Origin of the sequence: Lysinibacillus sp. NPDC058147 (assembly GCF_042884205.1) — a bacterium.
Lineage (GTDB): Bacteria > Bacillota > Bacilli > Bacillales_A > Planococcaceae > Lysinibacillus.
Genome location: NZ_JBHVUJ010000014.1, coordinates 31,029 through 42,499 on the forward strand (window position 1 = coordinate 31,029; position 11,471 = coordinate 42,499).

11 protein-coding genes and 3 tRNA genes are annotated in these 11,471 nt (G+C 38.4%); 10 read left to right on the forward strand and 4 right to left on the reverse strand.

Annotation, left to right across the window (positions count from 1 at the left end):
- Positions 1-29: 29 nt before the first annotated feature.
- The 7 genes from ACFVT8_RS23235 to ACFVT8_RS23265 all read left to right on the forward strand — a co-directional run bounded on the left by ACFVT8_RS23235 (position 30) and on the right by ACFVT8_RS23265 (position 5,404).
- Positions 30-1,652: a putative polysaccharide biosynthesis protein gene (locus ACFVT8_RS23235; protein ID WP_387086039.1), complete on the forward strand. Its 1,623-nt coding sequence runs from the start codon at positions 30-32 to the stop codon at positions 1,650-1,652.
- 9 nt (positions 1,653-1,661) lie between these two features.
- Positions 1,662-3,122, forward strand: coding sequence for a bifunctional methyltransferase/pyrophosphohydrolase YabN (gene yabN / locus ACFVT8_RS23240; RefSeq protein ID WP_387086042.1), 1,461 nt, complete (start codon positions 1,662-1,664; stop codon positions 3,120-3,122).
- A gap of 4 nt (positions 3,123-3,126) precedes the next feature.
- Entirely contained in the window at positions 3,127-3,417 is a 291-nt protein-coding gene (locus tag ACFVT8_RS23245; RefSeq protein WP_387086045.1) for an RNA-binding S4 domain-containing protein, read from the forward strand.
- Between the two features lie 145 nt (positions 3,418-3,562).
- Complete coding sequence (gene yabP / locus ACFVT8_RS23250; protein ID WP_004229167.1) at positions 3,563-3,862, forward strand: sporulation protein YabP; 300 nt, start codon at positions 3,563-3,565, stop codon at positions 3,860-3,862.
- The gene (gene yabQ, locus ACFVT8_RS23255) at positions 3,859-4,350 is read left to right on the forward strand and encodes a spore cortex biosynthesis protein YabQ (RefSeq protein WP_387086048.1); all 492 of its coding nucleotides are present in this window, start codon (positions 3,859-3,861) and stop codon (positions 4,348-4,350) included. The genes yabP and yabQ overlap by 4 nt, the downstream gene beginning before the upstream one ends.
- Before the next feature lie 17 nt (positions 4,351-4,367).
- Positions 4,368-4,832 carry an FtsB family cell division protein gene (locus ACFVT8_RS23260; RefSeq protein ID WP_387086051.1) on the forward strand — a complete coding sequence of 155 codons (465 nt, stop codon included), beginning with the start codon at positions 4,368-4,370 and terminating at the stop codon, positions 4,830-4,832.
- Positions 4,833-4,966: 134 nt separating this feature from the next.
- On the forward strand, positions 4,967-5,404 hold the full coding sequence (locus tag ACFVT8_RS23265) for a S1 domain-containing RNA-binding protein (RefSeq protein ID WP_008180281.1): 438 nt from the start codon (positions 4,967-4,969) through the stop codon (positions 5,402-5,404).
- Between the two features lie 181 nt (positions 5,405-5,585).
- Here ACFVT8_RS23265 and ACFVT8_RS23270 read toward each other — a convergent pair whose 3' ends face one another.
- The 4 genes from ACFVT8_RS23270 to ACFVT8_RS23285 all read right to left on the reverse strand — a co-directional run bounded on the left by ACFVT8_RS23270 (position 5,586) and on the right by ACFVT8_RS23285 (position 6,432).
- Positions 5,586-5,837, reverse strand: coding sequence for a hypothetical protein (locus tag ACFVT8_RS23270; RefSeq protein ID WP_387086055.1), 252 nt, complete (start codon positions 5,835-5,837; stop codon positions 5,586-5,588).
- Between the two features lie 356 nt (positions 5,838-6,193).
- Positions 6,194-6,265, reverse strand: a tRNA-Glu gene (locus tag ACFVT8_RS23275).
- A 5-nt stretch (positions 6,266-6,270) separates the two neighbouring features.
- Positions 6,271-6,347, reverse strand: a tRNA-Met gene (locus ACFVT8_RS23280).
- 10 nt (positions 6,348-6,357) lie between these two features.
- Positions 6,358-6,432, reverse strand: a tRNA-Gly gene (locus ACFVT8_RS23285).
- A 529-nt stretch (positions 6,433-6,961) separates the two neighbouring features.
- Here ACFVT8_RS23285 and ACFVT8_RS23290 point away from each other — a divergent pair.
- The 3 genes from ACFVT8_RS23290 to hpt all read left to right on the forward strand — a co-directional run bounded on the left by ACFVT8_RS23290 (position 6,962) and on the right by hpt (position 11,396).
- Positions 6,962-9,355: a SpoIIE family protein phosphatase gene (locus ACFVT8_RS23290; RefSeq protein WP_387086058.1), complete on the forward strand. Its 2,394-nt coding sequence runs from the start codon at positions 6,962-6,964 to the stop codon at positions 9,353-9,355.
- A gap of 27 nt (positions 9,356-9,382) precedes the next feature.
- Positions 9,383-10,789 carry a tRNA lysidine(34) synthetase TilS gene (tilS, locus tag ACFVT8_RS23295; RefSeq protein ID WP_387086061.1) on the forward strand — a complete coding sequence of 469 codons (1,407 nt, stop codon included), beginning with the start codon at positions 9,383-9,385 and terminating at the stop codon, positions 10,787-10,789.
- Positions 10,790-10,853: 64 nt separating this feature from the next.
- Positions 10,854-11,396, forward strand: a complete 543-nt coding sequence (hpt, locus tag ACFVT8_RS23300) for a hypoxanthine phosphoribosyltransferase (RefSeq protein ID WP_053485337.1) — start codon at positions 10,854-10,856, stop codon at positions 11,394-11,396.
- Positions 11,397-11,471 lie beyond the last annotated feature (75 nt).

The following is an 11,471-nucleotide window of genomic DNA, read 5'->3' on the forward strand; positions in this document are numbered from 1 at the left end:
CATTGTTAAAGAAGGAAAGAGGGCAATTTATGTCGGAACGTTTTGGCATGAAAAGCTACATGAAGGGCGCGGCCTTACTTACAATTGCTGCTCTTATTGTGAAGGTTCTTAGTGCAATTTATCGTGTGCCTTTTCAAAATCTTGTTGGTGATGAAGGATTTTATATTTATCAGCAAGTGTATCCAGTCATATCTATTTTTGTCGTATGGACAGCTAGTGGATTTGCAGTAGCTATTTCTAAAATGCTTGCAGATAACGATTGTATTTTAGACCCGCTAGAGCGAAATCAGAAACGAAGCAGTATTATGCGTATTGTTTTTCGTTATTTAACGGTACTATCCTTGTTGTTTTTTGTTGTTTTGTTTAGTGGTGCTGAAATAATTTCGCAACTTATGGGCGATACTCAGCTTGCACCTTTAATACGGACGGGTTCATTTATAGTACTTGTCATGCCAGCTCATGCTATTTTAAAAGGTGGATTCCAATCAAGGGGCATTATGGAGCCGATTGCTTATGCACAAGTCCTTGAACAAGCTGTGAGAGTATTTGTCATTATAGCAGGGACATTTATCATTATGAGGACGACAAAATCACTTTATAGTGCTGGACAAATGGCCATTATAGGTACAGTTATTGGTGAAATTGTAGGGTTTGTATTACTTGCGCTGATCTTTAAAAAACGTTTCGGTCTATTTAAAGATAAAAAACAACAGCGACTTATTGAAAGTTTTCCGATTATTAAAGAGGTTACATTGTTGAGTTTAAGTGTAAGTATGAGTGGCCTATTGTTACTTGGTTATCAGCTAGTTGATTCTTTTACGATTTATTCACTATTAATTGAAGGTGGAATGGATCAAACTGTAGCTAAGGCAACGAAAGGCGTTTATGATCGCGGGCAGCCGTTAGTACAGCTCGGAGTTGTTATTGCTTCTTCACTTTCGCTTGCTATTGTGCCACTTGTCGCGCATATGTCCAAAAAACAGGAAGGTCGTAGTGCGATTCCGTTTATTCAACTAACGTATAAAGCGTCTGTATTATTTGGGTGGGCAGCATCTCTAGGTTTAATCCTCGTTATGCCTTATATTAATGCCATGCTCTTTAAAACAGATGCACTGTCGGAAGTACTGATGGTATATGTATTACAAATTGTGCCTTTGTCGATTATTTTGACATTTACAGCTATTCTGCAAGGCTATGGAAAATTAAAAAAGCCAGCTTTATTTTTGATAATAGGTTTTATATTAAAAATAATATTGAATGTGCTGACAATTAGTGTATTTGGTGTATTAGGTGCGGCTATTGCTAACAATGTGGGTCTTTCGTTTACTGCCCTAATGCTTATTTTATATTTGAAAAAAATGACTGCCATTCAATTAGCGTCAGCCAATTTTTACAAAAAAGTTGGGATTGCATCGCTTGGCATGTCAGCAGTAGTGCTAGTTTGGCTACAGTTTATACCACCGTTGTTAAACCAATTTTTATCACCTCGATTTGTCGCAGTGGTAGCAGGTTTTACAGCCGTGTGTTTAGGTGCGTTTGTAATGATCACCATAATTGCTAAGTTACGAGTGCTGGTCGAAAAAGAATGGTACTTACTACCGTTTGGGCGCAGAATGGCAGTTTATCAATTATGGTTAAATCGGAAGAAGTAGGTGGATTAATTGAATACTTTAACAGTTATTGGTCTAGGTGCAGGTGATTTTAATCAGCTGCAAATGGGTGTCTATAAAAAACTAAAATCAGCTAAAAAATTATATGTTCGTACAGTGGATCATCCTGTATTAGAAGAATTATCAGCTGAGGGCTTGCAATTTGAAAGCTTTGACGCTGTCTATGAAAAACATAATTCGTTTCAGCCTGTGTATGAGGAAATTGCAGAAAAGCTTGTGGCTACTGCAGAAATTGAAGATGTAATGTACGCTGTACCAGGACATCCACTTGTTGCCGAGCAGACTGTACAATTGCTTATTGCCGCTGCGGACGAGGGAAAAGTGGAATTAGTCATTGAAGGTGGACAAAGCTTCTTAGATCCGATATTTGGCGCGTTAAAAATTGACCCAATTGAGGGTTTTCAACTGCTGGATGGCACTAGCTTTTCTATGCATGACATTAACATGCGTCAACATATTTTAATAGCCCAAGTATACGATACTTTCAGTGCATCGGAAGTAAAGCTAACGTTAATGGAGAAATACGATGACGAATACCCTGTTACAGTAGTTACGGCAGCGGGCTCATCACAGGAAAAATTAGTGACGGTACCACTTTATGAGCTTGACCAAAGCGTTGAGGTGGATAATTTAACAACGGTATATGTGCCACCTGTGAAGTCACAAGAGGACGCTTTACGAGATTGGACAACCTTCCGTCAAATTATTGCGGTTTTACGAGGTCCGAATGGCTGTCCGTGGGATCAAAAGCAAACACATGAATCGCTGAAAAAATATTTACTAGAAGAAGCACACGAATATTTGGCAGCAGTAGATGCAGAAGATGACTTTGCGATGATCGAGGAGCTTGGAGATGTATTACTGCAAGTATTCCTTCACGCACAAATCGGAGAAGATCAAGGTTACTTTACATTGGAAGATGTATTGGCTTCAATAAGTGAAAAAATGATTCGTCGACACCCTCATGTATTTGGAGATGTATCAGTGGAAGATGCTGAGGGTGTGGTAGCAAATTGGGAAGTTATAAAAGCAGAAGAAAAGGGTATAAGTGATAAGCCGCTATTGAAAGAGGAATACCGGGCGTCCTCGGCTCTCCAAACAGCATATAATTATCAAAAAAGAGCTGCAAAGGTAGGGTTCGATTGGCCTGATGTAAATGGTGCATGGGATAAATTTGCGGAGGAATGGCAGGAATTTCGTAATGAGGTGACGAAAGGTACAAATGCGTCACGTCTTGATGAATTTGGAGATGTCTTGTTCACACTTGTGAATTTAGCACGTTTCTACAAGCTATCTCCAGAAGAGGCTATGTTACATGCCAATGAGAAGTTTGCGAGACGCTTTGGCTATGTGGAAGCAAAAGTGAAGGAAAGCGGAAAGCCGTTTTCTGATTATACATTAGAACAATTAGATGCTTTTTGGGATGAAGCTAAGCAGCTAGAAAAGGAGTGAAAATATGCGATTAGATAAATTTTTAAAGGTATCACGTTTAATTAAGCGTCGTACATTGGCGAAAGAAGTAGCAGACCAAGGTCGTATTACGATAAATGGTAAGGTCGCAAAAGCTAGTAGTGCTGTTAAAGCAGGCGATGAGCTAGCTATTCGTTTTGGACAAAAAGTTGTGACAGCACGTGTAGAAGAATTACGTGATACTGTGAAAAAAGAAGATGCTGCAAAAATGTTTACTATTTTGAAGGAAGAGCGTCTTGAGAAAATTGAACCTGAATTTATTGATGACGAGGACTAATTAATAATAGTGTAGGAGTATTCTGAAGTAGTCGCTTTGCTTGCTTAGTGGGGATAAAAGTGTAGCAACTTTAATAAAGTTGTCATGCTTTTAAGGTTGTCCGCATAAAGTGAACAGAAGCTAGGACGACTAAAGGAGGAAGAAAATGACGCTACATCAAGAAAGTAACCGTTACACAATTCCATCTGGAGAACATATTTTAACGATTCGTAATCGTAAAAGAATGGACATGACTTCTGTAAAATCAATTGAACGCTTTGATCAGGAAGAGTTTTTCATCAAGACGTCCCAAGGGCATTTGTTAATCCGTGGAGAAGAGCTGCATATCGTTCATTTAGATGTTGACAAAGGGTTATTGACGCTTGAAGGAACTGTAAAAACTTTACAGTACGACGAGGAGGAAAGTGGCTTCTCGAAAGGTTTCCTTCATAAGTTATTTGGATGATTGTTAGTGAACAATTTGTTCAACTATTAGTCATGGTTTTGAGCGGTATAGCAGTCGGGTTCATTATTGATAGTGTAAGGCTCATTGTTTTTTCAACTCCAAAAAGGTCAAGCCTTCGAAGGTGGATGATGGTATTTGAACTACTTACCTGGATTCTACTCGGGGGCCTGACATACTATTTATTATTTTGGCTGAAAGATGGCGCTTGGCGGGCTTATGACCCGCTAGCGCAAATAGCCGGAATTTTTTTGTATCAAACATTTTTTCAAACTTTTTTACGTTTCGTCGCAAGGGTTTTGGTGAATATAACATGGAGGCCTTTGTGGTTCATCATACGATTAATAATTGCTATCATTCGACAAATTTTTAAAATATTAATAAGTATTGGAGCATTTGTTTTAAGACCTTTTGTCAAAATTTATTCGTATTTGTCCAACACTTTTTTTAAAAAATTTCGTTTTATCAAGTATAATAAAAGACAACAATAATTTTCGGAGGTGCGGGCATGACTAAACGTCGTTCATCAAATGATGGCCAACAAAACTACACTAAGCTTGATAATGACTATGTCCGTAACACGGATAAAGCTATAAATCGTAAAATTCAAGCGCGGAAACGGAAAATGCGCCGTATTGGCTTTTTTGCGATTATACCAGTAGTTATTATTGCCTTTCTCGTAAATATACTTTTTAATCAAAGTGAGACGCTAGCTGCAAAAGAACAGAAAAAGATTGAAGCGAAGGAGCATCTTTCTGATTTGAAAGAGGTGCATGATTCGTTAAATCTTAAAATTAAGCAGTTAGAGGATGATGAGTATATCGCAAAGCTATTACGCAAAGATTATTTTCTATCCGAAAAAGGTGAAATAATTTTCATCATACCGGACGAAAAAGATAAAAAAGGCGATGTACCAGAAAAAAAGGATAAAAAAGACGACCTATCAGAAAAGAAAGGTAAAAAAGATGACTGAAAAGCTATGTATTGTTGACACTCTTTTTTAGTTATATATAATGAAAAGAGAAACTTATTGTAGTAAAAAGTTTGATTAAATTGATTACATGACTCAAAAGGGTCGCTTAATTTTTAAGGAGGAGCATTTTTTTTATGTCAATTGAAGTAGGCAGCAAGGTACAAGGTAAAGTAACAGGAATCACAAATTTTGGAGCATTCGTTGAGCTGCCAGATGGCAAAACAGGCTTAGTACACATCAGTGAAGTTGCTGACAATTATGTAAAAGATATCAATGAGCATCTAAAAGTTGGAGATGAAGTTGAAGTAAAAGTGATGAATGTTGAAGCGGACGGAAAGATCGGTCTTTCAATCCGTAAAGCAAAGCCTCAAGCAGAGAGACCAGAGAGACCAGAGCGTCCAGCACGTCCACGTCGTGATAATCGTTCTAATGATCGCAACGATCGTCATCAGCCAAAAGAGAATTTTGAGCAAAAAATGGCACGATTCTTAAAAGATAGTGATGAACGTCTAGCGACACTTAAACGTGCTACAGAGTCAAAACGCGGTGGTCGCGGAGCTAGAAGAGGGTAGTTTGCTGACTGTTTTAATCGTAGAAAAAGTGTATTAAATAGAGTTGGGATTAGCTTTTTAATAAAGCTAATCCCTTTTTTAATGCTTGGATAATATAATCCCCAAAAACTTCAAAGAAAATTGGCACCCCTTATATATTGTCTAGCTATCAGTCATAACCAGTAAGGTTATACGGATTTTCTTATAACGTGGATGTCGGTCTGTTCTTCTTTTTAGAAGCTGGCGCGGGTGCTTGTTCAGTGAGTGTTTCTGAAGTCTTTTCGGTTGGATTAACAACCATTTTGACGAGTAAAAACACACCATATACACTAACCGCTAAACCGGTGAGGAGTAAAAATATTTGTACGGCAAAAGGTAAATTAATAAGAATGGATACGAGTATAATCATAGAGCCACTTCCGCAAATTAAAGCAGCTTTAGTTAATGAACTCAAAGGGAATAAACCTCCTAGTCAACACGCTCTTTTCATTATTAGTATGCCATATTTTTTAGTGCATCACCATAATGTGGGGGTGACTTTCTTTTCGGCAGGCCGCTTTCCGATGAGACGCTAGGAGCAACCGTTATTTTATGTGCGAAAGCGAAGCGACAGCAACAAAGGGTTTTTGTTTGTGCGAAAGCGAAGCGACAGCAACAATAACAACAACGGGAAGTTGGTCATGAAACCGTTATCGGGCATTTCCTAAATAAATGTGATATTTCTAGTATTCAACTTTAAAGCTTAAAAGGTACTGCCAACCTGCAAAAAAATAGGCGCCTCAGAAATTATTCTGAGACGCCTATTTGAGATGACCCCTACGGGATTCGAACCCGTGTTACCGCCGTGAAAGGGCGGTGTCTTAACCACTTGACCAAGGGGCCTACTATGGTGGCGGCCGAGGGGATCGAACCCCCGACCTTACGGGTATGAACCGTACGCTCTAGCCAGCTGAGCTAGGCCGCCATTGAGTTTATGGAGCGGAAGACGAGGTTCGAACTCGCGACCCCCACCTTGGCAAGGTGGTGTTCTACCACTGAACTACTTCCGCGTTCTTTTTAACAACAAGTTAAATAATACAAGCCTTTGTTACTAACGTCAAGTAGTTTTTTTAAAAAAATTAATAAAAATATATGATTTTATAAATTATTTAAAGATTTGCTAACGAAAAGAGAGGGACTTTCTTAAAATGGGAAATTTATCAAACTTTTTGTTCTTAAGTAGAAAAGTATCAGCGTAATTGCTGACTACAGTATTTTGACGAAATAGGGAGCACGTCCGATGAAAAAGTAATGCTGAATACACACTAGACCTTTTGGGGCATAGATATTGTAACGTATCTCATGTAAAGAAGGTAGAACTCGGTTATTGGAATTTTCTTAATTTTTAAAACCTATCACATAGAAAGAGATGCTTCTAATCTTGGGTAGCTAATAGTTTTTGTAGAAATTGTTGCCATTTCTCGTATTTATGCATATGTATTCGTCGAAATGTTTATATTTTTTTCTGTCACCGTCAGACAATCTTTCCATACATAATTTCTTATAATAGCTCCAAAAGTGCTGAAAGGGGATAGTGAAATGACGAGTATTGAATGGTATAACACGGCAAATGTAGACGAACAAAAATTAGGAGTGAGAAAAAGGCAATTGCTAATCGGCTCTTTATTTTTTTTAACATCCTTCTTTTTAGCTCAGTCTGTTGTATTTGAAGCGGCAGTACCTTTCTCGGTTCCTTTTTGGGCAATTATTCGAACGAAGTATAAGGAATATGCCAAATATGTTTTGTTCGGTAGTCTGATAGGGTGTTTTTTCCTTGGTCTTGGACAAGTCTTCATTTTAGCATTGCAAATCGTCATGTATGAATGTGTCATGCGCTTCCGTTATTGGCAGCTACCACAAAGTATAGCAGTCTCCTTATCGGTACTACTTGTGCAGATAATGTGGCAGGGAGTTATGTATCAAGGTTTACCACCTGTGCTTGTTCAATTTTATGTAGGTTGTGAAGCGGCTTTAGCTCTTATTATGACGCTGTTTATGCAAGTGTTGTTTATCAATTCCTATGAATGGTTTACGAGTCATTGGACTTATGAGAAGCTAGGCTCTGGATTAGTTGTATTTGCTGCTATGCTTACAGGGATGCAAGCAGTTGTCATTAGCTACTTTTCACTGCCCCTTTTTTTATTACAACTATTAATTTGCTTCGGTGCATCAGTAGGAAGTGTACCATTAGCGACGGTTATCGGAGCTGTGCTCGGGACTCTCATAGGTGTTGCAAAACTTTCATTTACGGGTATGTTGTCTGTAGCCACCTTAACAGGATTATGTGCAGGGATGGGAGCTCGCGTTGGAAGATTTGGTGTAGCAATTGGTAGTATTTTGCCAAGTGTGTTTTTTTTATTTTACGATGCAACATTGCCGTTAGATAGCGTTCATTTTACATCGATTGCTGTTGGGAGTATTGTTTTTTTAACCATCCCGAAAAAATATTCTGATAAGGTGCGAGACAAGCTGTTTCCGCAGCGTGAGGAGGTCTTACTTGCCCGTCAAAATTGGTTAACAGAGCATGTTACGTTTAAATTAGAGCATTTTCAGCATTTTGTACAATTTATGAAGGAGCTTGTGTTTGAGCGCTTTATGACAGCCCCAATAGAAGAGGCGAAGGAAGTGTCACCAATGAATACATGCTTAAGCTGTTTCCGCTATGATCGCTGTTGGGGAGCGCAAAATAACGGAATGGACAAGCTTATGACAGATTGGTTTCATATGAAAGGCGTTGGAAAGGATTCTGGTATTCATCGTGTCGAAGAACAAATCCGCTATAAATGCGTGAAATCAACGAAAATCTTCGAAGAATTGGAAACGGAGCTGTATAGAGAGCGTATTAATGGCCAGTATTTCCATGGCAAGAAAATGATTGCACTTCAGCTACGTGATATGAGTAATCATCTAAATCAATTAATAGCGGAGATGAAAGAAGAGACTATTTCATTCGTTAGTGTGGAAAAGGACATAACCCAACGATTAAAGGATGCACATATTGAATGTTTTCAACTAGATGTGCTAAGTAATAAGCCGGGAGCGCGAAAAATTGTCTGTGCTTTAGCACCAGCACGAGTCAATTGGGAGGAAGACACAACATTAGCTGAACGGATGATATTGCCAATTTTATATGACATTTTTGAAGAACCATTTGAAATTGAAAAAGTAGTAGCAAGTGATATGCCATTTCGTCACATTCAAGTAAGCTTTAGATCAGCTATTAGCTTTGAAGTAGAGTATGATATATATAGCATGTCTAAAGATGCGACATTATATTCGGGTGATTCTCATGCATTATTTCAATTACATCCAGGACTATTTGCGATTTTATTATCAGATGGTATGGGTCAGAGTAAAGAAGCACAGCATGAGAGTAGAAAGTTAATACATTTAATGCGAGAATGTTTAAATTACAATATGAACCCAGAGACTGCAATGCATACGTTGCATTACGTCATGTCCCTAAAGCAACAAAATGATATGTATGCAACACTTGATTTCGCACTTGTCGATTTACAACACGGTGATTTATGGTCGTGGAAGGCTGGGGGAATGTCTACGTATATTTTACGTGGGAAAGAGGTACTGAAGGTTGAAAGTAATGCAGCGCCAGTAGGCTTTTTATCCATTTCAGCAGTCGAGGCTGAAAAAAGAAAGCTTAAAGCGGGCGATGTGATTTTGATGCACTCTGATGGATTATTTTCAAGTATTGATGATTGGGACGAGCAAGAAGAGGCTTTTTTAGCGTATGCGCAGCAGGTAGCAGGCACTACTAAAACTATCCAGGAAAAACTAACGATGATTATGCAATCTTTCCAATCTTACTATGCTATTGAAGACGATTGCACTGTACTGATGCTGGAGGTTACACACGTTGTACCTACATGGGCTGTATTTAGGCCAGTTCAACACTCTATGAGTAATTCATCATAAAAAGAACGAAAAGGGGAGGAGAAGCGTTTGTCACTTGAATTAAAGGTCAAAAAATTTATTGAAGAAGAGCAATTATTACAGCAAGACGACCATCTTCTCATCGCCGTTTCGGGTGGAGTGGATTCGATGGCTCTACTCCATTATTTTGTCAAAACAAAAGAGCAATGGGGAATTACGGTAGAAGCCGTACATGTGGATCATATGCTTAGAGGTGAAGCATCTGCTGAGGATAGAGCTTTTGTCCAAAAATATTGTGATGAGTATGGTGTATACTTATATGCAAAGGCAATTCCAATACCAGAGATTATGGCTTTAGAAAATGGGAATACACAGCTTATTTGTCGTAGAGAACGGTATCGATATTTTAAAGAGGTCATGGGAAAAACAAATGCTAGCAAGCTTGTAACTGCACATCATGCGGACGACCAACTGGAGTCAGTATTAATGGCCCTGACAAAAAATGCAACGATAAATGGTATGCAAGGTATACGTTCACAACGTATTTTTGAAGGAAAAACATTAATTCGTCCGTTTTTAACGGTTACAAAGTCCGAAATAAGGGAATATTTACTTAAGCAAGGTTTAGATTATCGGGAAGACGCTAGCAATGCTAAGGACACCTATGTACGCAATCGTTTTAGGCATCATGTGGTGCCATTGTTGGAGGCAGAAAACCCACGAGTAACAGAGCAGGTAACCCACTTTACTAAACAATTGCAAGAAGACGATGCCTATTTAATGACATTGGCGAAGGATGTATTTTCTAAAACAGTAAAAAGAATAGACGGAAATACATATAGCATGGAAATTAAGGCTCTTCAATTGGTACCACTTGCTTTACAAAGGAGGCTCATTTTAATACTATTAAACTATCTTTACAAAGATTCAAATACGATACAAAGTTATGCTTTATTGACTTCAATTTCAAAGCTTTGTGATACGACAGCAGGGTATGCTGAAGTTCACTTGCCTGAAGATTTTATAGCAGTTCGACGTTACGGAAAATTAATGATTCAGAAGAAAGAGCCGTTAGAAGGTCAAGCTTCTCCTGAGAAAAAGATTATTTCGACTGCTAATGGGTGGACAACACTGACGAATGGTGAACGTTTATGCGTAGTCGAGTTGCCGGATTTATCGTCTGAAATGCTGACGGATACTGCACAACTTTTTTATTTTAACGCTAGCAAACTCAAGCTTCCACTCTATGTTAGGGCGCGTAAGGAAGGGGACAGAATACTGTTAAAAGGAATGGGTCAGCCAAAACGCTTATCTCGCCTTTTTATAGATGAAAAGATTCCTTTAAATGAGCGAAATAGCTGGCCGTTACTGATTTCTCAATCTGATGAGGTCGTAGCGGTAATTGGTGTGCGTATGGGAATGTTTTTTTCAATCTCTCCGCAACCAAACGATGATACAGTGCTCATCGTAGACTAAGGTCTTTGTAAAATTTCACCGCAAATGGTTGAACATTTTTTTAAAAACACGAGGAGGAATCGCAATGTTACAAAATGACATCGAAAAAGTAATGATTACAGAAGAACAATTACAAGAAAGAATCGCTGAGTTAGGGGCACAATTGACAGAGGAATACAAAGATTCATTTCCGTTAGCTGTGGGTGTTTTAAAAGGGGCAATGCCTTTTATGACAGACTTGATGAAACGTTTCGATTCTTTCATTGAGCTAGATTTTATGGATGTTTCTAGCTATGGCAATGCTACAGTTTCATCAGGAGAAGTTAAAATTCTAAAGGATTTAAATACAAGCGTTGAGGGACGTGACGTATTAATCATCGAGGATATCATTGATAGCGGCTTAACGTTAAGCTATTTAGTTGACTTATTTAAATACCGCAAAGCAAAATCCATCAAAATCGTTACATTGTTAGATAAACCATCAGGTCGAAAAGTGGACTTAGGTGCTGATTATGTTGGTTTTAAAGTACCGGACGGTTTTGTTGTAGGATATGGTTTAGACTACGCAGAAAAATATCGTAATTTACCGTATATCGGTATTTTAAAGCCGGAAGTTTATTCTTTCTAATTGATGAAAGAACACCAGTTATGAAAAGTGAGTCTCCAGCGAAGAACAACGTTGGAACATAGTAAAAAAAATGCA